This is a genomic window from Bradyrhizobium sp. S69 (assembly GCF_009766005.1).
Lineage (GTDB): Bacteria > Pseudomonadota > Alphaproteobacteria > Rhizobiales > Xanthobacteraceae > Bradyrhizobium.
This window is the reverse complement of record NZ_LMUK01000046.1, coordinates 655,725-681,405: the sequence shown is the minus strand read 5'-3', so window position 1 is coordinate 681,405 and position 25,681 is coordinate 655,725. Positions and strand designations below refer to the sequence as shown.

Annotated in this window: 25 protein-coding genes; 14 read left to right on the top strand and 11 right to left on the bottom strand. The window is 61.7% G+C overall.

Annotated features, from left to right (window positions below):
* Together GSQ88_RS27815 and GSQ88_RS27810 are read left to right on the top strand one after the other, a co-directional pair.
* The coding region (locus GSQ88_RS27815; protein WP_174248120.1) for an efflux RND transporter permease subunit at positions 1 to 1,796 on the top strand (1,796 nt) is incomplete at its 5' end.
* 253 nt (positions 1,797 to 2,049) lie between these two features.
* Positions 2,050 to 4,230 carry a PQQ-dependent dehydrogenase, methanol/ethanol family gene (locus tag GSQ88_RS27810; protein WP_159010944.1) on the top strand — a complete coding sequence of 727 codons (2,181 nt, stop codon included), beginning with the start codon at positions 2,050 to 2,052 and terminating at the stop codon, positions 4,228 to 4,230.
* A gap of 40 nt (positions 4,231 to 4,270) precedes the next feature.
* Here GSQ88_RS27810 and GSQ88_RS27805 read toward each other — a convergent pair whose 3' ends face one another.
* Positions 4,271 to 5,485, bottom strand: coding sequence for an MFS transporter (locus GSQ88_RS27805; RefSeq protein ID WP_159010943.1), 1,215 nt, complete (start codon positions 5,483 to 5,485; stop codon positions 4,271 to 4,273).
* Between the two features lie 326 nt (positions 5,486 to 5,811).
* On the opposite strand from GSQ88_RS27805, the gene GSQ88_RS27800 reads away from it, so the two are divergent.
* On the top strand, positions 5,812 to 6,723 hold the full coding sequence (locus GSQ88_RS27800; protein WP_159010942.1) for a LysR substrate-binding domain-containing protein: 912 nt from the start codon (positions 5,812 to 5,814) through the stop codon (positions 6,721 to 6,723).
* 27 nt (positions 6,724 to 6,750) lie between these two features.
* On the opposite strand, the gene GSQ88_RS27795 is transcribed toward GSQ88_RS27800, so the two are convergent.
* The 5 genes from GSQ88_RS27795 to GSQ88_RS27775 are packed head-to-tail and all read right to left on the bottom strand — an operon-like array spanning position 6,751 to position 11,225.
* The gene (locus tag GSQ88_RS27795) at positions 6,751 to 7,467 is read right to left on the bottom strand and encodes an ABC transporter ATP-binding protein (protein WP_159010941.1); all 717 of its coding nucleotides are present in this window, start codon (positions 7,465 to 7,467) and stop codon (positions 6,751 to 6,753) included.
* The gene (locus GSQ88_RS27790; RefSeq protein ID WP_159010940.1) at positions 7,467 to 8,228 is read right to left on the bottom strand and encodes an ABC transporter ATP-binding protein; all 762 of its coding nucleotides are present in this window, start codon (positions 8,226 to 8,228) and stop codon (positions 7,467 to 7,469) included. Before GSQ88_RS27790 ends, GSQ88_RS27795 begins: the two co-directional genes overlap by 1 nt.
* A complete protein-coding gene (locus GSQ88_RS27785) occupies positions 8,225 to 9,058 on the bottom strand; it encodes a branched-chain amino acid ABC transporter permease (RefSeq protein ID WP_210253906.1) in 834 nt (277 codons plus the stop codon). Before GSQ88_RS27785 ends, GSQ88_RS27790 begins: the two co-directional genes overlap by 4 nt.
* Positions 9,058 to 9,936, bottom strand: coding sequence for a branched-chain amino acid ABC transporter permease (locus GSQ88_RS27780; protein WP_159010938.1), 879 nt, complete (start codon positions 9,934 to 9,936; stop codon positions 9,058 to 9,060). Before GSQ88_RS27780 ends, GSQ88_RS27785 begins: the two co-directional genes overlap by 1 nt.
* Positions 9,937 to 9,992: 56 nt before the next feature.
* Entirely contained in the window at positions 9,993 to 11,225 is a 1,233-nt protein-coding gene (locus tag GSQ88_RS27775) for an ABC transporter substrate-binding protein (RefSeq protein WP_159010937.1), read from the bottom strand.
* 246 nt (positions 11,226 to 11,471) lie between these two features.
* Between GSQ88_RS27775 and GSQ88_RS27770 the strand changes: the two genes are divergently transcribed.
* From GSQ88_RS27770 to GSQ88_RS27760, 3 genes are read left to right on the top strand one after another with little or no spacing between them, the layout of a single operon-like run.
* Positions 11,472 to 12,050: an amino acid synthesis family protein gene (locus GSQ88_RS27770; RefSeq protein ID WP_159011001.1), complete on the top strand. Its 579-nt coding sequence runs from the start codon at positions 11,472 to 11,474 to the stop codon at positions 12,048 to 12,050.
* A gap of 51 nt (positions 12,051 to 12,101) precedes the next feature.
* Entirely contained in the window at positions 12,102 to 13,580 is a 1,479-nt protein-coding gene (locus GSQ88_RS27765; RefSeq protein WP_159010936.1) for a 4-hydroxyphenylacetate 3-hydroxylase family protein, read from the top strand.
* A 10-nt stretch (positions 13,581 to 13,590) separates the two neighbouring features.
* The gene (locus GSQ88_RS27760) at positions 13,591 to 14,787 is read left to right on the top strand and encodes an amidohydrolase family protein (protein ID WP_159010935.1); all 1,197 of its coding nucleotides are present in this window, start codon (positions 13,591 to 13,593) and stop codon (positions 14,785 to 14,787) included.
* Positions 14,788 to 14,851: 64 nt separating this feature from the next.
* On the opposite strand, the gene GSQ88_RS27755 is transcribed toward GSQ88_RS27760, so the two are convergent.
* Both GSQ88_RS27755 and GSQ88_RS27750 read right to left on the bottom strand, forming a co-directional pair.
* Positions 14,852 to 15,232, bottom strand: a complete 381-nt coding sequence (locus GSQ88_RS27755; protein WP_159010934.1) for a cupin domain-containing protein — start codon at positions 15,230 to 15,232, stop codon at positions 14,852 to 14,854.
* A gap of 56 nt (positions 15,233 to 15,288) precedes the next feature.
* The gene (locus GSQ88_RS27750) at positions 15,289 to 15,816 is read right to left on the bottom strand and encodes a flavin reductase family protein (protein WP_159010933.1); all 528 of its coding nucleotides are present in this window, start codon (positions 15,814 to 15,816) and stop codon (positions 15,289 to 15,291) included.
* 84 nt (positions 15,817 to 15,900) lie between these two features.
* On the opposite strand from GSQ88_RS27750, the gene GSQ88_RS27745 reads away from it, so the two are divergent.
* From GSQ88_RS27745 to GSQ88_RS27735, 3 genes are all read left to right on the top strand, one after another.
* Complete coding sequence (locus GSQ88_RS27745; RefSeq protein ID WP_159010932.1) at positions 15,901 to 16,575, top strand: DUF2848 domain-containing protein; 675 nt, start codon at positions 15,901 to 15,903, stop codon at positions 16,573 to 16,575.
* Between the two features lie 36 nt (positions 16,576 to 16,611).
* Complete coding sequence (locus tag GSQ88_RS27740) at positions 16,612 to 17,217, top strand: MarR family winged helix-turn-helix transcriptional regulator (protein WP_159010931.1); 606 nt, start codon at positions 16,612 to 16,614, stop codon at positions 17,215 to 17,217.
* A 66-nt stretch (positions 17,218 to 17,283) separates the two neighbouring features.
* The gene (locus GSQ88_RS27735; protein ID WP_159010930.1) at positions 17,284 to 18,033 is read left to right on the top strand and encodes a VOC family protein; all 750 of its coding nucleotides are present in this window, start codon (positions 17,284 to 17,286) and stop codon (positions 18,031 to 18,033) included.
* Between the two features lie 887 nt (positions 18,034 to 18,920).
* Here GSQ88_RS27735 and GSQ88_RS27730 read toward each other — a convergent pair.
* A complete protein-coding gene (locus tag GSQ88_RS27730; protein ID WP_159010929.1) occupies positions 18,921 to 19,445 on the bottom strand; it encodes a hypothetical protein in 525 nt (174 codons plus the stop codon).
* A gap of 53 nt (positions 19,446 to 19,498) precedes the next feature.
* On the opposite strand from GSQ88_RS27730, the gene GSQ88_RS27725 reads away from it, so the two are divergent.
* The 3 genes from GSQ88_RS27725 to GSQ88_RS27715 all read left to right on the top strand — a co-directional run bounded on the left by GSQ88_RS27725 (position 19,499) and on the right by GSQ88_RS27715 (position 22,367).
* Positions 19,499 to 20,239 (top strand): SDR family NAD(P)-dependent oxidoreductase, encoded by a 741-nt coding sequence (locus tag GSQ88_RS27725; protein ID WP_159010928.1) that lies wholly within the window; start codon positions 19,499 to 19,501, stop codon positions 20,237 to 20,239.
* Between the two features lie 39 nt (positions 20,240 to 20,278).
* Positions 20,279 to 21,121 carry a CmcJ/NvfI family oxidoreductase gene (locus GSQ88_RS27720; RefSeq protein WP_159010927.1) on the top strand — a complete coding sequence of 281 codons (843 nt, stop codon included), beginning with the start codon at positions 20,279 to 20,281 and terminating at the stop codon, positions 21,119 to 21,121.
* A gap of 181 nt (positions 21,122 to 21,302) precedes the next feature.
* Complete coding sequence (locus GSQ88_RS27715) at positions 21,303 to 22,367, top strand: LysR family transcriptional regulator (protein ID WP_246785045.1); 1,065 nt, start codon at positions 21,303 to 21,305, stop codon at positions 22,365 to 22,367.
* A 181-nt stretch (positions 22,368 to 22,548) separates the two neighbouring features.
* Here GSQ88_RS27715 and GSQ88_RS27710 read toward each other — a convergent pair whose 3' ends face one another.
* Positions 22,549 to 23,130, bottom strand: a complete 582-nt coding sequence (locus tag GSQ88_RS27710; protein ID WP_159010926.1) for a TetR/AcrR family transcriptional regulator — start codon at positions 23,128 to 23,130, stop codon at positions 22,549 to 22,551.
* A 278-nt stretch (positions 23,131 to 23,408) separates the two neighbouring features.
* Between GSQ88_RS27710 and GSQ88_RS27705 the strand changes: the two genes are divergently transcribed.
* Complete coding sequence (locus GSQ88_RS27705; RefSeq protein WP_159010925.1) at positions 23,409 to 24,200, top strand: crotonase/enoyl-CoA hydratase family protein; 792 nt, start codon at positions 23,409 to 23,411, stop codon at positions 24,198 to 24,200.
* Positions 24,201 to 24,243: 43 nt separating this feature from the next.
* The gene (locus GSQ88_RS27700) at positions 24,244 to 25,023 is read left to right on the top strand and encodes an SDR family oxidoreductase (protein ID WP_159010924.1); all 780 of its coding nucleotides are present in this window, start codon (positions 24,244 to 24,246) and stop codon (positions 25,021 to 25,023) included.
* Positions 25,024 to 25,038: 15 nt separating this feature from the next.
* Here GSQ88_RS27700 and GSQ88_RS27695 read toward each other — a convergent pair whose 3' ends face one another.
* Positions 25,039 to 25,557 (bottom strand): MarR family winged helix-turn-helix transcriptional regulator, encoded by a 519-nt coding sequence (locus tag GSQ88_RS27695; protein WP_159010923.1) that lies wholly within the window; start codon positions 25,555 to 25,557, stop codon positions 25,039 to 25,041.
* Positions 25,558 to 25,681: the final 124 nt, after the last annotated feature.

Here is a 25,681-nt window from a genome sequence, read left to right as displayed (position 1 = left end):
CCGGCATCACCGGGCTTTTCTTCCGCCAGTTCGCGGTCACGATCGCCGCGTCGACATTGATCTCATGCTTCGTCTCGCTGACGCTCAGTCCCGCCCTCTGCGCGGTCCTGTTCAGGGCGCATGAGCCCGGCCACAAGGTGCAATCTTCGATCATCGTTCGCCTGGTACAAGCGGCGTTCAGCCGCTTCAATCTCGGCTTCGAATGGCTATCGGACAGCTACGGCCGCATGACGCGGCGGTTTGTGCAGTTTACCGGTCTGATCCTTTTGGCCTACGCGCTGTTGATCGGCGTCGCCGGCGTTCAGTTTGCCCGCGCACCTACCGGCTTCATTCCCGAACAGGATCAGGGCTATCTCATTTCCGTGGTGCAGTTGCCGCCGGGTGCGACATTGGACCGGACTGAAGCGGTGGTGAAGAAAGCGGTCGAGATCATCATGACGACGCAAGGGGTCGAGCACGTCGCTCCCTTCGCAGGGCTCGATGCCACGACATTCACCGTCGCGTCCAACTCGGGCACGATCTTTTCCGGACTGCCGTCGCTGTACAGCCATCACATCGACGGCGTGACGGCGGCGACCGTGCTCGCGGACCTGCGCAAGCGACTGTCGGTGATCCAGGACGCCTATGTGCTGACCATCCCGCCGCCGCCGGTACAGGGGCTGGGGAGTGCCGGCGGATTCAAGATGATGCTGCAGGACCGTGCCGGGCTCGGCTCCGACGCGCTGGCAAAGGCCGCCCAGAAGATGGTTGCCGCCGCCAACAAGGATCCGAGTTTCGCGGGCGTTTTCACGTTGTTCGGTACCCGCGCGCCGTCGATTTATGCGGATATCGATCGGGAAAAGGCCGAAAAGGTCGGGCTGACGCCGACCGACGTGTTCTCGACGCTGCAGGTCTATCTTGGTTCTCAGTACGTCAACGACTTCAATTATCTCGGCCGAACGTACCAGGTGATTGCGCAGGCTGACGGCAGCTATCGGCGCGATCCGCAGGACATCGCCCGGCTCAAGGCACGCAACAGCTCCGGAGAAATGGTACCGATCGGCACGGTCGCGCGCCTCAAAAATGAAAATGCGCCATATCGGGTGCCGCGATATGATCTGTTTCCTGCCGCCGAGATCATGGGCGTCGCCGCGCCCGGCGTTGCGACAGGCACTGCGCTGCGCCGGATGGAGGAACTCGCCCACGAGGTTCTGCCGCCCGGCATCGGTTTCGAGTGGACCGAGCTGGCCTACCAGCAGCAACAGCCGGGAACGTCTTCATTGCTGGTGTTCGGCGCGGCAGCCTTGTTCGTCTTCCTGGTACTTGCCGCACAATATGAGAGCTGGAAACTGCCGCTTGCGGTGGTGATGATCGTGCCGATGTGCCTGTTGGCGTCGGTGACCGGACTGCTGGCGCGAAGCATGTCGATCGATGTGCTGGCGCAGATCGGCTTCGTGGTGCTGGTCGGTCTGGCGGCCAAGAACGCCATCCTGATCGTGGAGTTCGCGCGACAGGCGGAAGACACCGGCCTCAGCCCCGGCGAAGCCGCGGTCAGCGCGGCACGCACGCGGCTGCGCCCCATTCTGATGACCTCGCTGGCGTTTATTCTCGGCGTTGCGCCGCTGGTTGTGGCAACCGGCGCCGGCTCCGAGATGCGGCAATCGCTCGGCACCGCGGTGTTTTCCGGCATGCTCGGTGTAACCGGGTTCGGTTTGCTGTTCACGCCGGCCTTTTACACGGTGGTACGCAAGTTCCGGCGCAAGAACAGCGAGCCGGTGGTGGCGGTTCATGCAAGCCAGGCTTCCCGCGCAGGTTAGACGTGGGAGGGCCGGGGTGTTGGGTCCTTGCGTGTATCGGGAAAAATTGGAAGTGTTCTGATGAATTTTTTCCCGAATGTTGGCAGTCTTTCGGAAGTTGAAGAGGAGGCGATAGCCGATACACTTTGCGTCGGGTGATAGTTCGGCGCGTTTGAAAACATAATCGCGCTCGTCAGTTAGGGCGCGCTCTCTGCTTTGTGCGCAGACCGATCTCGTCACCTGCGGGCCCGTTAGAGGCCGTTTGGAGGGACGCATGAGAGACTGTTCTGAACAGATAGATTTTGCTTGCCGATATTCCATCGGCGCCCGTGGTTTTGGCCATCTACGCACTTTGGCGCGGGCATCCGTCGCGATCGGGCTGTGTTCGTTCGCGCTCGGCACTGGGGTGCGGGCGGAGGATGCCAAAGGATCGCCACAGCATATCAAGGCGGTGACGTCGGCTATCGACAGCAAGGCGATCGAGGCCAATGCGGCGAAGACCGCGAATTGGCCGACCATCGGGCTCGACTACGCCGAGACGCGCTTTTCGAAGCTCAATCAGATCAACACGGATAACGTCAAGAATCTCGGATTGAAGTGGACCTACAATCTCGAATCCGTCCGCGGGGTCGAGGCGACGCCGCTGGTGGTCGACGGCATCATGTACGAATCGGCGTCATGGAGCGTGGTGCACGCGATCGATGCGCGGACAGGAAAACGGATATGGACCTACGACCCCGGCGTCGATCGTTCGCTTGGCTACAAGGGCTGCTGCGACGTCGTCAACCGTGGCGTCGCGCTTTACAAGGGCAAGGTCTTTGTCGGAGCCTATGACGGACGGCTGATCGCGATCGACGCGGTGACCGGCAAGAAGGTCTGGGAAAAAGACACCGTCATCGATCATTCGCATTCCTACACCATCACCGGCGCGCCGCGGGTGGTCAAAGGCAAGGTTCTGATCGGCAATGGCGGTGCCGAATATGGCGCCCGGGGCTACCTTACGGCGTATGATGCCGAGACCGGCGCCCAGGCGTGGCGCTGGTTCGTGGTGCCCGGCGATCCGAGCAAGCCGTTTGAAGACGAATCGATGGCCGCGGCGGCCAAGACCTGGGATCCCGCCGGCAAATGGTGGATCAACGGCGGCGGAGGCACGCCGTGGGATTCCATCACCTACGATCCCGACCTCAATTTGATCTACATCGGCACCGGCAACGGCGCACCCTGGAATCGCAATCTGCGCAGCCCCTCCGGCGGCGACAATCTCTATCTCGCCTCGCTGGTGGCGCTGAATGCCGACACCGGAAAATACGTCTGGCATTATCAGGAAACGCCGGGCGACAATTGGGACTACACCTCGACCCAGCCGATGATCCTGGCCGATATCAAAATCGACGGCAAGCCGCGGAAGGTCATCCTGCACGCGCCGAAGAACGGGTTCTTCTTCGTCATCGACCGCACCAACGGCAAGTTTATCTCGGCGAAGAATTTCGTCGATGTGAACTGGGCTACCGGTTACGACGCGAACGGTCGGCCGATCGAGGTTGTGGAATCGCGATCGCCGGACAAATCGTTCGACGCTATTCCCGGTCCCTTCGGTGCGCATAATTGGCATCCGATGTCCTACAACCCGCAGACCGGTTTGGTCTATCTGCCAGCGCAGGGCGTGCCGATAAACCTCACGGGCGAGAAGTCGTTGGCGCAGAATGCCAACGCGCCGTTCAAGTTCGGCAGCACCACCGGATGGAATGTCGGGTTCACACTGAACGCGACACCGCCGAAGAATTTGCCGTTCGGGCGGCTGATCGCATGGGATCCCGTGAAGCAGAAGGAAGCCTGGCATGCCGAATACGTGGCGCCGTGGAATGGCGGCACGCTGACCACTGCCGGCAATCTGGTGTTCCAGGGGACGGCTGACGGTCGCTTCATCGCCTACAACGCAACCTCCGGCGAGAAGCTCTGGGAAACCCCGACCGGCACCGGTGTCGTCGCCGCGGCCTCGACCTACCTGATCGACGGAGTACAGTATGTCTCGGTCGCGGTCGGCTGGGGCGGTGTGTTCGGCATCACGCAGCACGTCGCCGACAAGGAAGGACCGGGCACGGTCTATACCTTCGCCGTCGGGGGCAAGGCTGCGCTGCCCGACTTCACCAAATACCAGATCGGCAATCTGCTCAGCGGGGTAAAATACGATCCCAAGGACGTTCCGGATGGAACCGCGATCTATGTCGAGGCGTGCGCGACCTGCCATGGCGTGCCCGGCGTCGACAAGGGCGGCAACGTCAAGAACCTCGGTTACACCACGACCGAGAACATCACCAACCTCAAGGACATCGTGTTCAAGGGGCCGTTCCGGGACATGGGCATGCCTGACTTTACCGGTAAGCTGACCGATGAGGACGTGGTGAAAATCCAGGCCTTCATTCAGGGTACCGCGGACGCCGTGCGCCCGAAGTGAGGTTCGCGACTGCGCGCGCTAACCGCGCGCAGTCGCGGCATCATCGCGTTGAATGTTCGGCCGGATCTGGTGCGAGATGTCGGGCAAGCGCGAACGCCAGCGGAATGATCGCCAGCGCGGTGAGGGCGGTTGCCGTGGTGGCGATGGTGGGGCCAAGCGCGTCGCCGAGAATGCCGTAGAGCACCGGTGAAATCGCGCCCGATCCGATCGTGCCGGTATAGAACACGGCAAAAGCGCGTTCCGTGCGATGCGGAGCCGCGAGCTCGGGCACCGTTCCGTACAGCACCGAGGATGTGCCGTTCAGCATCAAGCCGAGCAACGGCAGCAGTGCGATGGCGGGTGCGAGCGGCAGAACCAGCACGGCGAGAATGCAGGCCGCCGTGCCGCCTTCGGTGAGCAGCACGGTTCGCAGCGTGCCCACACGCTCGCCCAGCCAGCCGCACACGAACTTGCCTGCGGCGCCCCCGATGAAGACCAGCGTCAGCGCGAGCCCGCTCATCGGAACCGACGTACCCTTCGCATGCAGCAGAAACGGCAGGAAGGTCAGCAAACCCATTCGTACCGCGGTGTCGAGCACTCCGATCGAGAACAGCCAGAAAAAACCGCCGCGACCGGCAGCACCGGGTTCGGTGGCCGCACGCTTCGGCGCGATGGCCTCGCCGACCGGCGGCATCAGCAGGATGACGCCGGCCGCGACCAGCAATCCGGCGACGGCCACGAGTTGCAAGGCATGCCGCCAGGACATCACGAGCAGCAGCAGCGAGATCGCGCCGGGAATAGCAGCCTTGCCCAGATCGCCGCTGAAATTGTAGATGCCGAGCGGCGCTCGGGAAGCGCTGCCATACGCCCGTGCCACGGCGGCGGACGCGATCGGGTGTTGCGTGCTCGAACCTGCGCCGGACAAAGTGAGCGCAATGCCGAGCCCGAACACGCCGCCGGAGAACCCGGCAAAGAAATAACCGAGGGCCGACAGCGCGGTGCCGAGTGCGAGGATCGTCCGCCCATTGATCGAGAGCGCGAGCCTGCCGACCGGGATCTGCAATCCGGCCATGGCGCCGGCATAGAGCGCGCGCATACACGCCAGCACGCCGTAACTCAGGGCGAACTCGGCCTGCCAGATCGGTAACAGCACATAGATCAGGTCGGTGTAACCGTCGTGAAGGGCGTGGTTGACGCCGGTAACGACAAGTGTGCGCGTGGCATCGGCGCGACCGGGTGCGACCGTGCCGGCGTGTTCGGCGGTCAATTCGCCCATGTCTTCACCAGTGTCGCAGAAGCGGTGGGAGCATCAGGATGATCACGAATCACCAGCCGTAGCGGCACGCCGATCGGCGATGGCGCGCGATATCCGGCTTCAATGGCCGCGCATTGGACATCGCCGCGACGATCTGGGTCTGAGGTCGTTTCTGACAGAAATTCTATAATAGGTTGCTGAGACAATGGCGGGCCTCCATATGGTCTCGGTTGTATATCCTCGATTTTTCGGGCTCTTTTGGCATTATGCATGCTTCACATATCTGTCACAAACGAGTAATGCTGTATCAATAAGCTAGAAAAACTATTTCATTAGACCTTGCCATCATGCCCCTTCGCCGCCGCGACCTGCCGCCGTTGAACGCCGTTCGCGCCTTCGAAGCGGCCGCCCGTCACGGCAGCTTCAAGGATGCAGCTGTCGAACTTGGCGTCACCCACGGCGCGGTCAGTCAACAGATTCGCTTACTGGAGGAATGGCTGGGCTTGCCCGCGCTGTTCCGTCGACTGAGCCGCCGTGTCGTATTGACGCCAAGCGGCGTGGCTCTTCTGGCGGAGTTCGGCCCGGCGCTCGATCGCATCGCGACCGCCGTGCAGCAGCACCGCGGGCGAGGGGGTGCGCCACTTGCCGCGGTGTTGCGCGTCAACGCGCTCGCGACGTTCAGCCTGCGCTGGCTGCTGCCGCGTTTGACATTGTTTCGAGCGGAACGTCCCGATATCGAGGTCCGGTTAACCACCTCCAACGATCCAATCGACGCATTGCCCGAACCGTTCGACGTCGTGATCCGCGGTGGGCCGGACATCTTCCACGGCTTTGCATCGCGCCTGTTGCTGTCGGAGCGGCGGCTGCCAGTCTGCAAGCCGTCGCTCGTCGAAGAGCTGCGGTTGCGGGATGTTGCGGAGCTGTCGCAGCACACGCTGCTGCATGTCACGACGATGCCGAGGTTGTGGCACGACTGGTTGGCGGCCGCGGGCTATGTCGGGCCAGAGCCGGCGGCATCGCTGACATTCGATCATTTCTATCTGACCATTCAGGCCGCCATCGACGGTCTCGGCGTGGCGATGGGTCCGACGGCTCTGGTAGCAGATGATCTGGCTGCCGGGCGTCTCGTCGCTCCGTTTCCCGAGGTCAGTCTGCCGGCGCGCAGCTACTTCGCCTATGTTCCCGAAGCGCATGGCGCCGATCCGCTCATCACCGTGTTCTGTGACTGGCTCGAACAACAGGGCCGGCGCACGGGCTGAGCCGCACTGAAATGTCAGATCGCCGTATCAGGCGGGCAACGGCCCTCCGCCCAAAAAGGCTTTTGACAGAAGCTGGTCCCCGACCAGATCGCTGGCGAGGCCTGAGGTCAAAATTCGTCCCGTCTCCATCAGATAGGCCCGGCCGGCGATCTTCAGAGCCTGCCTGGCCTTCTGTTCCACCAGCAGAACCGTCAGCCCTTCATCGCGCAGCTGCGCAATCATTTCGAAGACCGTATCCGTCATTTTTGGCGCAAGGCCGAGTGATGGTTCGTCAAGCAACAGCAGTTTCGGTCTGGACAATAACGCGCGTGCGATGGCGAGCATCTGCTGCTCGCCGCCGCTTAGCAGGTTTGCCATCGTGTTTTTTCTGGTCGCAAGGATAGGAAAGCGGCCCTGGATCTCGGCCAGATCGTCGGCCGCTTGCGCCCGGTCGGAGCGGGTGTAAACACCCATCAGCAGGTTTTCTTGGACGGTCATGCTGCCGAGAATACCGCGGCCTTCCGGCACCAGCGCGATGCCCAGCCGTAAATTGCGTTCGGCGCTGTTCGGTTTTAGCAGCCGGTCGGCGTAGGTGATTTCTCCTCGATAGGGCAGCAGTCCGGCGACGGCGCGGGCAATCGTTGTCTTGCCGGCGCCGTTAGCGCCGATCAGCGCAACGATTTCACCAGCGGCGATGTCGAGGTCGATGCCGCGAACGGCTGCGATGCTGCCGTAGCTGACATGGAGATTGCGGACCTGAAGCATCAGGCGGCGTATCCGAGATAGGCGTCCAGAACCACCGGATTGGTGCGAATCTGATCCGGCGGTCCCTGCGCGATCATTACTCCGAAATCCAGCACATACAGATAGTCGCAGAGGTTCATCACGAACGACATATCGTGTTCGATCAGCAGAATGCTAACTCCGCCGTCGCGCAACTTCAGCATCAGCCGTCGGATATGCTCGGCTTCGTCATGGTTCATTCCGGCGACGGGCTCGTCCAGCAGCAGCAATTTGGGCCGAGCCGTGATCGCGCGAGCCATCTCCACCCGGCGCTGGACGCCATACGGCAGCGAGCCGGCAATCCGTTCCCTCACATCTTCAAGTTCGAAGAATTCTAGCGTTTCCTGGGCCCGCCGCAGTGCCTGTGGATTAGCCCAGCGCGTGGGCAACAGGCGACGCAGCGCAAATTCACCATGCGGCTGGGCTACCAGCAGATGCTCCAATACGGTCAAATCCGCGAACAGGCGGATATTCTGGAACGTCCGCGATATTCCCGCGCGCGCGATCCGGTGCGATGGCTCGCTGCCGATGTCGGTACCGCCAAGCATCACGGTGCCCCGGCTTGGGCGGTACGCGCCCGTTATGATATTGAAGGTCGTGGTCTTTCCGGCGCCGTTGGGGCCGATGATGCCGGCAATCTGTTTCGGCAGGACATTGAGCGAAACGTTGTCGAGTGCGTGAACGCCGCCGAACACCTTGGTGACCGCCGACAACGCCAGAAGCGGTTGTTGTCCGGCGGTCATGCGGGCCTCCGCAAGGCGAACGCCCGGAACAGGGAGCGATCGAGGATACCCTGTCGGCGCAGCAGCAACATCGCGATCAGCAACGCGCCGAACGCCGCAAATCTCCATTCGGCGAGGAAGCGGAGATATTCGGGCAGCATGACCAGCAGCAGCGCGCCGATCAGGGCGCCCGGGCTGACGGTCGAACCGCCGAGGATGACGGCGAGCACGAAGTCGATCGAGCGTTCAAAGCTGAAATTGCCGGGTTCGATATAGAGATGATGATGGGCAAACAGGCCGCCGGAAACCGCGGCTACCGCGGCGGCAAAGCCGAACGCGCCGACCTTGATAATGGTGGTGTTGAGGCCGACCAATCCCGCCGCGGTTTCATCGTCACGGACCGCACGCATTTCGAGCCAGACCTGCGAATGTTCCAGGATCATGACGAGCAGGAGAATAGCGCTTGCCCATGACCAGATGTAGCCGTTCGAGATGTGCTGCATGCCGTGAAAGCCTTCGGAGCCTCCCATCGGGCTCAAGTTCAGGAAGAAGCTGCGCACCATTTCGCCGAAACCGAGCGTGGCCATCGCCAGATATATTCCGTTCAGTCGCAACGCTGGGAAGCCGACGATCACGCCGATCGCGCCGGCGGTGACGGCGGCGATCACCAGCGCCAAGGTCAGGGGGATACCGACGGTGACAGTCAGATACGAGCTCAGATAGGCACCGATACCCATGAAGCCGGCATTGCCGAGCGACAATTGGCCAGTGGCCAGAATGATATAAACGCTCAATGCGCCAAGCAGCAGAATGCCGACATCGGCCAGCAGGCCGGCATAATAGGTCGACATCATATCCGCTGTACCCGGTCGGCAGCGGCGCCGCCCAATATGCCCTTTGGCCTCAAGAGCAGGATGAGGATCATAAAGCCGTAGACGACGAAGTCGCGAATCTGCGATCCGCCATAGGCGATCGTTATCACTTCGACCACGCCGATCAGCGGCCCGGCGATCAATGCACCCCAAATGCGCGTGGTGCCTCCGACCACCATGACGGCAATGGCCTTGAGGCCGATCTCTACGCCGATGTAAGGGGTGATCGCGCCGTAATGCAGGCTGATCAATACGCCGGCAGCGCCGGCCAGTGCGCCCGATAGCATGAACGCCAGTAGCGTAACGCGATCCGCTGAGACACCGAGCAGCCGTGCGACGTCACGATTTTCGGCCACGGCGCGCAAAGCGCGCCCGATGGAGGTGCGCTGCACGACGAAAGCCAGCAGCGCGACCAGAATGACGGTGGCACCAAGCAAGGTGAGCTGCATCGCGCTGATGCCGATAGGGCCGATCATGAATCGCCCGCCAAGGACTTCGTCAGACAGTTGCAACGGATCGGAGCCCCATAAATTGGTGGCAACGTTCTGCAGAATGATCGAGAAACCAAGCGTGCTCAGCATCGGCGTCACCACCGTCGTATTGCGGAACGGCTGGTAGCCGATCTTCTCGATCACGCCTGCGAGGATAGCGGAGCCAGCCATTCCGAACAGCAGCGCGATCGGCAGCGGCAACCCCGCCGAGATGGCGACAAAACCGAAATAGCCGCCGAGCATGAAAAGCTCGGCAATCGCCAGGTTGAGAACTCCTAGAATCCCCATCACGAGCGAAAACGACAAAGCGATCAGCGTATAGATCGCTCCGAGCGTAATGCCGTTGACAAGCTGCTGGAGAAGCAAAGGTCTGGTTTGCCTTCTGGCTGATGAGGAAGCGTGACGCGCCTTAGGTTACGGCATTAACAGCCGGGATGGCCGGGTGCGGCGCTGCAGCCGCGAACCTTCGACTGCCAGGCGCCGTTCTCGCCTTGCAGGATGTAGAACGCCTTGATGGCATCGCCGTCGTCGTTGAAACCGATCGGTCCACCGAGCCCGGGGAAGCCCGCAAGCTTCGCCATGTGATCCCGAATTTTACTGCGATCGGCTTCCAGGTCTTCCGGCTTGCCAGTGACGCCGGTCGCCTTGATCGCGTCGATATAGATGCTGACGATCTCATAGATGTTGGCATCGTACATGCTGGGCTCGATTTCCGGCGGCAGACCGCTGGTCTTGCGCAGCAGCGGCTGCAGGTCTTTCACGAATTTTTCCGGTTTCTCGCCTGTCATGGTGGCATAGAAGGTGGCGGGCGCGACGATCGGGATTTCTGGCGCGGCTTTGAGGATCGCTGACGAGATCAGCTGGGTCGATCCGACCACCGGCTTCATCATGCCCTGCCGTTTCATTTCGCGGATCACGGTGACCGCCTGGCTGTAGTCGGCACTGACCACCACGCCGTCCGGGTTTAGCGCCTTCATCTTGGTGACCTGTGCGCTGACGTCGAGGTCGCCCGTGTTGAACGATAGCGGACTGTCGGCGTTCAGCACCTCGATGTCGTTCTCCTTCATCAGCGCCGGCATGATCTTGCCGCCGACGGTCGCTGCGGTCGCATCCTTGGCGTCAAAGATGATCGCGACCGATTTGATGTTGAAGGTTTTCTTGTAGTAGGGGACGGTCGTGCGGCCGAGCACGCCCTCATCGATGGTATTGCGGAAAGCCCAGGGCCGGTTGAGCTTGGCTACACCCGGTTTCGAGGAAGCCTGTGATGTCGAGACGAACTTCATCTCGTTGGCGACGGGAAACGCGACCTCCGCCGCGCTGCTGGTAAGGGGCCCCGCAACCGCGAGAACTTTGTCATCGCCGCCGAGCTTGCGCAGGTCGTTGGTTGCTTGCGCGGGCTTGGTGGCGTCGTCGAGGATCGAGATGTGCAGTTTCGCGCCATTGATCCCGCCGGCGTCGTTGATCTGCTGCTCCAGCATTTGAAGCGTCACGGTATTGGCGCGGCCCCATTCCGCGAATGGCCCGCTGCTGGGGACGACGGCGCCCAACAGGATCTGGCGTTCGGCGCCTTGGGCAAAAGCTGGGCCCCCAGCGGCGGCGGTCAACGCCGCGCTCAGTCCGACGACGCAAAGTGCTCTGCTTAAGTTCGACGTCATGCGAGGTCTCCTCACTGCCATCACCCCATTTATGCCACGCCCGCAGTCGGCACACTTTCGGCGCTGCTCGTCGAGCCGCGATGCATGCCGCGTGCCAGTCCTGTCGAAATTCGAAATCGGCGAGGCTGCCGACGTCGAACCCGGTGCCGACGATGCTACCATTAATTAGCCAGCTTGAAAAGCTTCGTATACTATGTAATTTATGAACAGAGTTTGGCTCCGACCGACAGCACGGACGCGACGATGATGAAGATAAAGATAAAGCGGGTTCTTACGTTTCTTGACGAGGTTCGCAGCGACGCCGGACATGATGTTTCCCCGCGGTTGAGGAAAGCGGCGGCTGTCGCCATTCTCGACAACCCGTTCGCGGGCCGTTTTGAACGCGACCTCTCGCCGCTCACCACGGCGAGCGAGGCCGTCGGGCGCGAGATCTGCGCGATCGCTGTGCAATTGCTGGCTCCGGACAAGGCAGTCAGTTACGGCAAGGCTGCCATCGTCGGGATCAATGGCGAACAGGAGCACGGCAACGCCATGCTGACGACGGTGTTCGGCAATGTGATGCGAGAGGCGATCGGCGGCGGAAAAGCCTGGATTTCCTCGATGACCAAGCGCGGGTCGCCCGGCGGCTCGATCGACATTCCGCTCGCCCACAAGGATGCGCTTTATGTCAGGTCGCATTATGATGGAATGACAATCATGCTGCCGGACGCGCCGTTGCCCGACGAAATCGCAATCATAGCGGTGTTTGCCACGCGCGGCCGTCCCAATCACCGCGTCGGCGGGTTGGCCGCAGCCGACATCAAGGGCGAAGATGGTCTGGTGTGACGCGCGCCCCGAGGCGGATCGGGCGGGCAGTTTTCGGAGCGGGGTGGAAACATGACGGTTGCCAAGACTGGCGCAGAGCACATTGCGTCGCTGAGAGACGGGCGCACGGTTTATATCGACGGCAAGCTTGTTCCTGACGTCACGACGCATCCGGCCTTCAGGAATGCGGTGCAGTCCGCGGGTGCGCTGTACGATTTTCAGGCGCAGCCGCAAAATATCGAGCTGATGACCTTCCTGCCCGAAGGTTCGAGCCGTCGTGTCAATCGCGCCTGGCAGATGCCGCGCAGCTACGACGAGATGGTGCAGCGCCGCAAGGCGCTTCAAGCCTGGGCCGGGGTCCATTGCGGCTTCATGGGCCGTTCGCCGGATCACGTCGCCTCGGCACTCGTTGGTCAGCGCATGGGAATAGATGTGTTCAGGAAACACAGCCCCGACCGCGCCAAGGCATTTATGGACTATTTCGACTACGCCACCAGGAACGATGTTTTCCTGACGTATGTCATCATCAATCCCCAGGCCGAGCGAGCCAAGGACTGGGGCCAGCAGACCGACGATCTGGTCGCCCGCATCGTCGATGAAGATAGTAGCGGCATCACCATCCGCGGCGCCAAGATGCTGGGAACCAGCGCGATCATGGCCAACGAGGTTCTGGTTGCCAATCTGCAGCCACTGAAGCCGGGCGAGGAAGACCTCGCATTTTCCTGCGCGCTGCCGATCAATACCAAAGGCATTCGCATTCTCTCGCGCAAATCGTATGAGGCGTCCGCGGTGTCGATGTTCGACAATCCGCTGTCCTCGCGGTTCGACGAAAATGACGCGCTGGTCTATTTCGACGATGTGAAGGTGCCTTGGGATCGGCTGTTCGTCTATCGCGATACCGATGTTTGCCGTCAGCAGTTCCACGACACCCACGGTCATTCCTACCAGAATTACCAGGCGCAAATTCGTCTGTCGGTGAAGATCAAGTTCCTGATCGGCCTGGCGCGGCGTCTCACGGAGGTCATTGGCACCACGAAGATACCATCCGTGAGCGAGAAGCTGGGCTACATGGCCGCGCAGGCGTGCATGGTGGATGCAATGCTGTCGGGCATGGAGGCCAGCGGTTCGAAATCCGGCGAGTTCTGGGTACCGAACAAGCACTTCATGTATTCCGCCCAGGTCCTGACCCAGGATCTCTATCCGCTGTTGGTCAATTCGATCCGTGAACTTTCGGGCGGCGCGCTCGTCATGCTGCCGTCGTCCATTGAGGACTTCAAGGATCCGATGCTGAAGAAGATCATTCACACGACCCAACGCGCCGCGGCGATGGGGCCGGAGGACAAGGTAAAATTCCTCAAGGCATGCTGGGACGCGGTCGGCTCCGAATTCGGATCGCGGCACCAGCAATACGAGATGTTCTATGCGGGAGCGCGTTTCGTTACCGCTGGCCATAGTTTTCGGACCTACGACTGGAACTCGGCGACTGACATGGTGGAAAATATGTTGTCGTCCTATTCGCTGGCCGACGAACTAGGCGAGGGGAAACATTGAGGGGGCGAGCATGAGGGTGGCAATCGTCAATCTCGGCGAAATCATTTTCGGCGACTGGCGCGCGCCGTTCGTCGCCGGCGATACGATCATTGCGGACGACGGCAAGATTGTCAGTGTCGGGACTGCATCGCCAGCCGCTGTCGAGAGCGCAGATGTCGTGATCGACGCCGGCGGGATGACGGCGATCCCCGGACTGATCGATTCGCACGTTCACGTCACCTTCGGCGATTATACGCCGCGCCAGCGTACGGTCGGCTATCTCGAGAGCTACCTGCATGGCGGGGTAACGACCTCGATATCGGCGTCCGAAGTTCATGTTCCCGGCCGTCCGCGCGACGTCGAGGGCGTGAAGGCGCTCGCGGTGGCGGCGCAACGATGCTTTGCGGATTACCGTCCCGGCGGCATGCGGGTGATCGCAGGCTCGGTGATTCTGGAGCCCGGCTTGCAGAGAGAGGATTTCGTCGAACTGGCCAGCCTCGGCGTCGGCCTGGCGAAAGCCGGCTTCGGTGCGGTCCAGACCGCTTACGATTATGTGCCGATGGTCGCGGACGCGAAGGCGGCTGGCCTTATCACGACCTGCCACACCGGCGGCTCTTCGATTCCCGGCTCTGGCGCTATCACTGGCGATCATCTGCTCCAGATGCATCCGGACGTGTCGTTCCACATCAATGGCGGCCCGACGGCGATGCCGGACCGGGATTTTGAGCGGGTCATCAAGGAAAGTGTGATGGCGCTGCAGGTGTGTACCGCCGGCAATCTGCGCACTACCTTGCTCTGCGGCCGGCTCGCCATGCAACTCGATGCCTTCGACCGTTTCATTATCGCAACGGACACGCCGACCGGCAGCGGTATCATGCCGCTTGGAATACTCTACACGATGGCGCATCTGGCCAGCCTGACCGAGATGAGCGCCGAGCAGGCGATTTGCGCCGCCTCCGGCAACAACGCCAGAGTGTATCGGCTCGACAGCGGCTTCCTGAAGCCGGGATGTGCCGCCGATATCGTGCTGCTCGACGCGCCGGACGGCGGTACGCAGGCAACCGCGCTCGCGGCCATCAAGCATGGCGACATTGCCGCGATCGGTGCGGTCGTGAGCGCGGGCATTCCGCGCTTCGTCGGCCGCAGCCGCAACACTCCGGCCACCACCCGCAAGGCAAGGGTCGCCAGATCGAATGTGATGCAGGACTTCGCCGCCGCATCACATTGAGCCTGACGAAGACTCGCCCGACCAAGACGAGCCTGACCGAGACGAGCCTGCCAAGAGGCTTGTGTCAGACCGGGTCGAAATAGTGGATCTCGAACAGCAGGCAGCCCTTATTGGACTTGAAGGGTCCGTGATAGGCCCCCGGCGGACGCGAGGCATAAGTGTTCGGCGCAAATGCCGTGCCGCCTTCGCCGTTCTCGTCGTTGCCGACCGTAAGGTCTCCCTCGACCAGATAAACTTCTTCCCAGTATTCATGCACGAAAGGCCTGGTGGTGTAGACGCCCGGCGCAAAACGAAGCAGCCGCGATCGCGAGCCGCGTCTGTTGGTTTCGTCGAGCGCGCCGGAAAGGATTTTTTGCTGGATGCCGGCGGGGTATCCGGCCGGAGTTTCCCAACCGGACGCGAAATCGACCGCGTGAAATTCCTTGTGTTCCTTGTTGACGCCCATCGGCTTATTGTCCTTTTGCTATCTAATCGTGCGGCTTGGGTTGCGTATCCTGGAGGTCACCAGCCGTGCAGAAGCATGGCTTCGGGTGGCGGCGAATGCGCGCCGGCGGGGTCGGCGAGTTGGCGGTAGCGCCCGGCGAAAAATACCAGTGGCCGGCCGCGATTGAAGGCATGCTGGTGCATCGCAGTCACGCGTCCGACGAAGATGACGTGGTCGCCACCGTCGAACTGCGCATGCGCCTGGCATTCGAACACGACGGCGGCGTTCGGCAGCGTGGGCACGCCGCTATCGCCGTTCCCCGGGGCAATGCCGTCCCATTTGTCGCCGCCGGCGCCGGCGAATTGGTTCGACAGCTTTTCCTGGTCTTCGGTGAGCACATTGATGGCGTAGCGGTCGACCGCCTGCCATTCGGCAAAGCCGCGGGCTTGACGCAGCACGCTGAACAGGACCAAAGGAAGCTCGAGCGACACCGAGTTGAACGAACTCAGGGTCATCCCCATCAGCCGGCCCGCGCTGCGCGCGGTCGCTATGACAACGCCGGTCGGAAATTGCCCGAGAGCATGGCGAAATTCGCGGGAATTCATACTGGTCTCCGCTGTGGCAATCGAATATACGGTATAACTTAGCTAGTTTTCAAAGTCTTTTTTGCGAAAGGGACGTCAGGTCTTATGCTGAATTTCGATCTTCATACCCGGCAAGCGGTACAGCCGGTCTCGTTGCAGCCGTCGGCACTGGTCGTCGCCGGCTGGACTGGCCGCGACGAGGCGGCGCTGCGCCATCATATCGAGGAATTGGCCGCGATCGGCGTGCCGCGTCCGTCGTCCGTTCCGGTGTTCTATCGCAACAGCCTGCTCAATCTTACCCAGGCGCCGGTGGTCGAAGTTCTCGGGCCGGATACGTCGGGCGAGGTCGAACCGGTCATCGTGGCGCTCGGCGATCGCCTGTGCCTGGCCGTCGGCTCGGACCACACCGACCGCAAGGCCGAGACGCAGGGGATCGCGCTTTCGAAGCAGCTTTGTGCCAAGCCGATCGGCAGCGATCTCTGGGCGCTGGAAGATATTGCCGGCCATTGGGATCGTCTCCAGCTCAGATCGTTCGCAACGATCGATGGCAAGCGTGTGGCCTATCAGGATGGCACGCTGTCGGGGATGCGCCCGCCCGCCGACCTGATCGCGCGTTATGGCTCCAGCCTGAAGACTGATAGCGTGATGTATTGTGGAACGCTCGCCGCGATCGGTGGAATCCGGCCTGCGAGCCGCTTTGAACTGGAGCTCGAAGATCCCGTGCTGGGGCGCATGTTGCGGCACGCTTATGACATCGACGCATTGCCTGTCATCAGTTGATCTCTCGATGGGCCACCTCAATCCTGGAGAAGCATTTTGGCGCGTGAGAAACCAAAATCGGGACGTAACCAGCTTCCCCGCCGCGGCGATGCCGCGAAGTCGAAGGGGGCATTGCCGCCGACCGTGACCCGACCCGAACTGCTCAATGACGGCACCGATCGCGATTTCCGCCGGCTCGTGCATAATATCTTCGCCTTCATGGCGAGGCACGAAGCCATCCGCGATGGCCACGCCCGCCAGATCGGGCTGGCGGGAATCGAGTACACGACCCTGATTTCGATCGGTCATCTCGCGCTCGATGGTGACGTGAACGTCAAGACGGTTGCCGACCATCTGCACATGAGCGGCGCATTCATCACCACCGTCACCAGCAAATTGCAGGCGCTCGGCCTGGTCGAAAAGACTCAGGACAGTGTCGACCGGAGGCGTATTTCCCTGTTGACGACGGAAAAGGGAAAATCGCTGCTGCGCAAGCTGGCGCCGTACCAGCGCGAGATCAACGACGTTGAATTTGGTTTGCTGAGCAAGGATGACTTTCGGTTCCTGTCGAAGGTGTTGGAGGATTTGATCGTGTCCGGAGACGAGGCGGTTGCCCTGCAGCGTTACAAATCCTCGATCAAGGATGACAGCAAGGTCGCCTGAAGGTGGAGTAGACACAGAGGCACGGCCAGTCTATCGAACGGCTCCTCGCCATCAGGAATGCAAAACATGGCTTTCGCCCTTGATCATGTCGTGATCGCCGTCGGCGATCTCGACCGCGCCGTCGCCGACTATCAATCGCTCGGGTTCACGGTCTATCCCGGCGGCGTGCATCATGGCGGGGTGTCGCACAATGCGCTCGTGGTGTTGGCGGATGGCGCCTATTTCGAGATCATCGCCTATCGGCAAGCCGCGCCGGACAATCGATGGTGGCAGGTTCTGACGGCCGCCGGCGAGGGCATCGTGGATTTCGCGGTGTTGCCGGAAAATACCGAACGTGATGTCGAGGCCGCGCGGGCCCGTGGCCTGGACGTCGAGGGACCGATGCCGGGCGGCCGGCTGCGGCTGGATGGCGTGCGGCTCGACTGGCAAATCGTGCGCCCCGCGACAACCGACCTGCCGTTCTGGTGCGGCGATGTCACGCCGCGCGAATTGCGTGTTCCCGAGGGAGCTATTCGCCGGCACGCCAACGGGATCACGGGAATTTCGACCGTGCGGATTGTGGTCGCGGACCTCGCCGTGAGCATCGCGCGTTTTAAGGCATTGGCGGGTCCCGAAGCCGTCAGCGTCTTCAATGGAATTCCTCGGATAGACCTCAAGGGGACCGTGTTCGAACTGATCGGACCGGATAACGACGTCGCCCGCCGCCATCTCGCGGCGCGCGGTGAGGGCGTGTTGTCGCTCGATCTGCGCGGTTCGACGCCGGGCGCATTCGACCCGAAATGCCTGCACGGCGCCGATCTCAGCATCGTGGGCTAGGGCCTTTTCGTAGCTGATTCAAAATTTCAAACAGCCTGTAGCCCGCATGAGCCAACGGGTCGCGCGAATGCGCGCCCGATGACAGGCTCCGCGATATGCGGGAACGCGGCGAAGACCCGGATATCGCAAGAGCTCATCCGGGCTACGGTCACGAACATAACTCCGCGTTCTCGTGACGGCATTCGCCCGAGTTTTGCAAAATTCGTTTGCCCCCAAAAAAGAAGAGGGCGCAGGCGACCCTCAGAAGAAGAGGGCGCAGGGAAGACCGGGTGCGCGCTGCACCCGCGGTCTCGTGTGCCAAAGTAGCAAACAAAAACGCACACGAGCATACAGGTTCAGCGGAAACACTCCGGCCTTCCCCGCGCAATGGTTTTACAGCTTATATCGTGCTCTCCCCGGCGAGACCTGGCTTGTTTGTCACCGTCATCCCCAAGAAGCGTGAGCCTCTCAAGAACTTGACACCAACCACTGGGGCGTCAGGACCACACGACTTTGCCGTCCGCTTGCGCCACGCTCGTCAGTCGCAGCTTTCGCGTCCATCGCTCCCCGCGCCCAACGTCCGTGACGATCGCGATACGCCCCTCTTGGTGGGCACGGGATGGCGATAGAAGTGAAGGTGATTTGCCTTCGAGATCAACAGTGGTCGACTGCGACACATTGGCACGACGGGCAAATCAGTGAAATGCTGTCAAGTTTTATTTGCTGATGCGATGCATCCTTTTTTCCTTCTCCCCTTGTGGGAGAAGGTACCTTCGCGAAGCGAAGGCGGATGAGGGGTCGCAACACAACGAGAGGCCGCAACCCTCACCCGCCCCACATCTTCGATGCGAGCCACCCAAGAGCGAGCTTCGCTCGTCTCGCGCCCACAAGGGGAGAGGGGAGAAGGATCAGGTCGAAGTCTCTCGAAAGATGCCGTCGTGTGACAGCAATCGTCTATCGGCGGCGCGCAATTTGACATGGACACGAAAAGTTCTGCGTCTTAGTTTTTTCGGGTGACCATCCGTGAACGGGTCGCGGCGCTCGCTCATCGCAAGACTAACGATGCCTGCGACACCGCAATCACGGAAGCTCTGGTCGCTGAACTTCCTCCTGGAGGGAGGACAAGTTCTGGGTTGCCCGGCCGGCGAACCAGCACGCCAGCCGGCGTCCCGGAACTGATCTGACGTCGCGTGGGTGCGTGTTGAAAGTCGAAACCTCCATCGCGTCACCCACGCGACATCCCTCAACTCCTCGGCAATTGCGGACACGACGTCGTTATGCGCGTCGCTCACCTCCGGATGATCCAACTGACGCGATGAGAACGTCACGCCGTTGGCAAGCGGATTGGAAGGATTTTTCTCAATTGCTGGCGTTTTGCATACAAGCGATCTTATTTTCGACGCCCCATTGGCCACATCGACGAGGCCATCCAACTTGAGAGATCAAGCTTGCCGGCGAATGAATTTCGGCGAGCAGGGTGTCCGGAATGGCAGCACGTCAAGCTACCGCTATTGTCGCGGGGGTCGGCTCGGAACAAGGTCTTGGTGCGGCGCTGGCGCGCCGTTTTGCCCGTGAGGGCTATCATGTGCTGGTGTCCGGGCGCACCGAGGCAAAGCTCGCGCAGACGGTTCGTACCATCGTCTCCGAAGGCGGCAGCGCGGAGCCATTCAAGGCCGATGTCACGGTCGAATCGGACGTCGCTGCGTTGTTCGATCGCGCCGAAGCCAATGGGGCCGGGCGCCTCGACCTGGCGGTGTTCAATGCGGGCAACAACGCCCCGCATGATTTTCGGACCATGCCGGTGGAGTTCTTCGAACAGACCTGGCGCGTCGCGACGCTTGGCGGGTTTTTGGTGGGACGGGAAGCCGCCCGGCGGTTGGCGCCGCGGGGCAAGGGCACGATCATTTTCACCGGTGCGACCGCAAGCCTGCGAGGCCGGCCACCGTTTACCGCGTTCGCGTCCGCCAAGGCAGGTCTACGCTCCCTCGCGCAATCGATGGCGCGGGAATTCGGACCGCTGGGCGTTCATGTCGCTCACATCGTGATCGATGGCGGTATCGATGGCGACAAGCTCAATACCGCGGCGCCGCAGCGCAGGATCGAGCGCGGCGCGGACGGGTTACTCAACATCGATGCGATCGCTGACGCCTATTGGCATCTGCATCGGCAGCATTCGTCCGCATGGACGCACGAACTCGACCTCCGGCCGTTCAAGGAGCCGTTCTAGAATCGAGAGCTGAACATAGGAAATCAGGAGAAGAACAACATGGGACTGCAAAACCAGAAGATAGAGGCATTGTCATTCGTGACCGCCGAGCTCAACTATCTCGCACCGACCAAATCCAGGCCGCGCACCTTCACCTTCGCGCCGCCGCCCGGCGAGCCCCAGTCCAACACCGTGCCGGAGCCACATGCACTTCCGATCTACGATGCGCGTGCGATCGTCGATTCGATCTCGCTCGACCGCGAGGGGTTCGCACTGGTCCGGCAGCGCAGCGCGGTTAAGGATTTTTACAACGACGACGAGGTGAAAAGCACCTACTATCCCGAGGCGGAACGACTGATCAAGGAGGCGACCGGCGCCAGCCGGGTGTTCATCTTCGACCATACCGTGCGCAAGCGCGTCGCCGGCGCGGCCGATCGAGGCGGCGGCCCGCGCCAGCCGGCCTGGCGCGTGCATGTCGATCACACCGCGAAATCCGGGCCGCAACGCGTTCGCGATCTCATTCCCGACGAAGCCGACGAGTTGCTGAAGGGCCGGGTCCAGATCATCAACCTCTGGCGTCCGATCCGCGGTCCGCTACAGGATGCGCCGCTGGCGGTCTGCGACGCCCAAACCGTCAAGTTCGATGAACTGGTTGGCTCCGACCTGGTTTATCCCAACCGCGTCGGCGAAACCTATTCCGTCAAGTACAGCCCCGAACATCGCTGGTTCTACGTGCCGGAAATGACGGCCGACGAAATCCTGCTGCTGAAGTGCTTCGACTCCCAGACCGACGGCCGCGCTCGCTTTGCGCCGCACACGGCCTTTGTCGATCCGACAACGCCTGCCAACGCGGCGCCGCGCGAAAGCATCGAACTGCGCACGCTGGTGTTTCACCCGCGCTGAGACCATCGCACAGGGGCGGCGTATCAGGCGTTGCCCCTGTGCCACGTGGATTCCGAGCCGTGCCCCCTGCGCCCTGGAATTTCGGCCGCGCCATCAAACCCGGCTTGACGTTCTGGATGATAATCGTCATGCTGATGATAGCATGACGATCGTCATGCAGATAGCGGCTGAAGGTTAGAAAATGGCCGAGCTTTGGACCGCGAAGCCGAGTGCGGGCAGTGCCGACGCGGTGTTTCCGGCCAACCCGTCTGTGCCAAGCGCCGAGCAACCCGGCCCCGCGGTGTCGTCCCGCACGGGTCGCATGACCGAGGCCAACTGGGACCTCTTCAGATTGTTCTTTGCGGTGGCTGGAACCGGCAGCGTGAACCGCGCGGCTCGCGAACTCGGCATGAGCCAGCCGACGCTGAGCCGGCGACTGAAGGAGTTGGAACGATATGTCGGCGCTCCGCTGTTTTTCCGGATATCCTCGGGTGTCAAGCTGACGCAGGAAGGCGAGGCGCTGCGCGGATCCGCCGAAGGCATGGTGCGGTCGTTCGAAACATTCCATCGCGAGCTTTCACGTCGCGTTGGCGATCGATCGTCCGAAGTCAAGATATCGGCGACGGAAGGTTTTACCAAGCATTGGCTGCTGCCGCGCGTCAGGAAATTGCGCGCGCTCAACAGCGAACTCCGGCTTGAGATAAATTCCACCGTCCGACAGCAGAACCTGGCTTCGAGCGATCTCGATTTCGTCATTCGGTTGGGCCATCCGGGCGACGATGAGCTGATCGGAAAAAGGATCGCCACGGTCGCCTTCGGCCTGTTCGCGTCCGCGGCCTATCTCGCCGAGCATCCCGCGCCACGGTCGCTGGCGGAACTGGCCGGCCACGACATCATCGGAAACTCGGCCGACTTTGCCGGACTTCACGGTGAACGGGCAGGCCAGATGGAACTGCTCACCCGGTTCAAGGCCGCGGGCGACGCCAGAGGGGCCTTGCGGGTGATGCCGATCGCCAATCACTTCGCTGCCGCGGCCGCAGGCCTTGGCCTTGCGTTCCTGGCGGTGCCGTTCGCGTTGGCGGAAGGGCTGGTTCGCGCGCTGCCGCAGCAGTCCGCGTCGATGGAGGTCTGGCTGCTGCGTCGGCGCGAGAGCGATCTAAGACCGCTGACGCGGCAGGTGCGCCGCTTTCTGGAAAGCGAACTGACGGACTCGCGGGCATGGCTCGCGGGGCAGCAGTTGGCAAAACCCCTGCGGCGTATCGCCTGAAGTGCGGTGAAGGGCCTGTGAAGCAATCACCGCCGTCATCCTGAGGTGCTCGCCGTCTTCGGCGAGCCTCGAAGGATGCTCGCAAGCACGACGCTGAACACCATCCTTCGAGGCGCGCACCTCAGGATGACGGTGGAGCTGCTGCGCGCGGGGATGACGGCGGTGATTGCTTCACGGCATCTCAGAACGATGCGCGCATGGCCGCGTGTTCCAGGATGGCCTTTCGTGCGGCCAGCAGGACCTTGCTGGACATCTCCTCGTCACTCATCACGCGCGATAGCGTGAGCGCCCCGACGATCGTGCACATCACCGACATCGCGAACCCGGTGGCGTCCTCATCACCGACGAGATCGCCGATCGTGTCGAAATAGTGGGCGACATGCTTAGTCATGATCTCGCGGCTGCGCTGGTCGGCGCGCGCGACGTCGCCCGCCAGCGCCGAAACCGCACAACCCGCGCCGGGATTATCCCGGTGCGCCTTGCTGAGGTAGCTGTTCAGGAAGGATTTCAGGGTGCGCGCGCCCTTTGCGCTGCCGGCGCGGAGCGAAGATGCTTCGCCGTCGACTAGCGCCTTGTCGAGCGCCTCGGCGATCAAATCGTCGCGCGACGCGAAATGTCCGTAGAATCCGCCATGGGTCAGTTTGACGGACTTCATCAGGTCTCCGATGCCAACGCCCGCCAGCCCGGCCTGCCGGAGCTGCAAGGCCGCGGCGTCCAGGATCCGTTGATAGCTTTTTGCCTTCTCGGCCTGAGAATGCCCCATGTGGTTTTACCCCTAAAGCGTTTTCGAGCGAAGTGGGCACCGGTTCGCGTGAAGAAAACGCGTCAAAACAGAAACTAGAGCCCCGTTCCGATTCCATTGGAACGGACAAGGCTCTAGGAAACGCGCGTGCCCACCGGCAACGTAGCGTGATACGGCGCTGCAGCAAAATTCATATTTGAATAGCAGCGGTACAAGAATGTTGTGGCCGCCCGCGCGCGGCGCCTGTCATCTAGCCGCATCGGCCGGATCAGAGCCGGCGCGCCGAGCGGAGGATAGCGATGAGTGACCAGAAGGCTCAACCAGGACAGATCAGAACCGAAGTCCACGGGCGCATCTTCAAGATCATCATCGACAATCCCGCCAAGAAGAACTCCTTCACGCCGCAGATGATGGCGCAGATCTCCGATGCCATCACCGAACTCGACCGCAACGAGAATTTTTGGGTGGGCGTGGTATGCGCCGAGGGGGCCGATTTCACGGCCGGCCTCGACATGCCCAGGTTCTTCGGTCCGAAGGCGGAGAAGGTCGAGAGCCCGCCCGACAATATCGACGCATTCGCGCTCAAGGGACGGTGCCGAAAGCCGATCGTGACCGCGGTGCAGGGCATCGTCTACACCATCGGCATCGAGATGATGCTGGCCGGCGATATCGTGGTTGCCGCGTCCGACAGCCGCTTCTGCCAGATGGAAGCCAAGCGTGGCATCGCGCCGCTGGGTGGCGCCCATTTCCGCTATCTCACGCGCGCCGGATGGGGCGACGCGATGTATCATCTGCTGCTGTGCGACGAATTCGATGCTGCACGCGCCTACAAGATCGGGTTCGTGCAGGAGGTCGTCGAACCCGGCAAGCAGATCGCGCGTGCGATGGAGATCGCGGAGACCATCGCCAAGAACGCGCCAATCGGAATCCAGGTGACCAAGGAGGCGGCGCTGAAATACATCGAAGCCGCCGAACGCCTCGCGATCGATTACATCCCGAAAATCAGGGATCGGGTGTTCAGCAGCCAGGACATGGTCGAGGGCATCCAATCCTTTGTCGAGCGCCGGGCTGCGAATTTCAGGGGACACTGAACGGTGGTGTCGGTCGTACAAATTTCAAGCGGAGGGAATGCGGATGGGTAGCGTAAAAAAGGCGTTTGACCTCACCGGCAAGGTCGCGCTGGTGACCGGCGGCTCGCGCGGATTGGGTCTGCAGATCGCCGAGGCGCTGGGCGAGCAGGGCGCCGAGTTGATGCTTTCGTCGCGAAAGGCCGCCGATCTCGAGGAGGCGCGGGCGCATCTTTCGAAGCTCGGCTACCGGGCCGAAACGGTTGCGGCCGATAATTCCAGGGGCGCGGATATCTCGCGCCTGGTCGATGAAACGCTGGCGAGATTCGGACATATCGACATTCTGATCAACAACGCCGGCGCCAGTTGGGGAGCTGCCACCGAGGATCATCCGGTGGAGGCGTGGGACAAGGTGATGAACCTCAACATTCGTTCGCTGTTCCTGTTGAGCCAGCAGATCGCCAAGCGATCGATGATCCCCCGCAACTACGGACGTATCATCAACATGGCGTCGATTGCGGGCTTGCGCGGCCACGTCGGCGAAACCCAGACCATCGCCTACAACACCAGCAAGGGCGCGGTGGTGAACTTCACCCGGGCGCTGGCCGGTGGATGGGGACAGTATGGGATCACGGTCAATGCCCTGGCGCCCGGTTTCTTTCCGTCGAAAATGACCGCGGGAACCATCAAGACGGTTGGACTTGAGAAGATGACCGCCAATGTGCCGCTGCGCCGGATCGGCGATGAGGACGATCTGAAGGGCGCCGTGGTGCTGTTCGCAAGCGATGCCGGCAAGCACATTACCGGTCAGATATTGGCGGTTGACGGCGGCATCACCGCCGTCTGATCGGCGGAGAACGTTTCAGGCCGCCTTCTTTCGTTTGCGGGCGTTGGGTTTTTTCGCCGGATTGTCCTCGTCGGCCATTTGCAGCGGCGCCTCACCCTCGGACATCGCAAGCAGGTTGCGCTTCATCGCAAGCAGGGCGTCCGACGTTGCTTCGAGGTTGGTTCGATCGATGCCGTCAACGATCCTGGCATTGAACTTGTCGGTCTCCTTGCGGAGCTTGGCGAGAAAACTCCGTGCCTGCTTGGTCACATAGACCCGCTTGATCCGGCCGTCGACCGGGTCGGCCTGCCGAAGCACGAAGCCCGACTGCTCGAGGCGGTTGATCAGCGCGCCGACCGCGACCTTGCCGACGTCGAGTTCGTTGGCGAGTTGCGTTTGCGGCAGCCCGTCCTTGCGCGAGATGAACGCTAGCACCCACCACTGCGATCGCGTGATTCCCAGTGGCGCCAGCTCCCGGTCGAACATCATTCGCCGCAGCCGCGAGACGTCATGGATCAGATATCCGAGGCGAAGATCCCATTCGGGGCGGTCCATGGCGAATGTTTCCTTATGCCGGCCGCAACGCCGCGAATTGGGGGGCGCGAACCGGTAGAATCGACAGACAATACCATACACCAGCGAACTTGTTCGAAGCCGCCCGAAATATATCGCCCCGAAG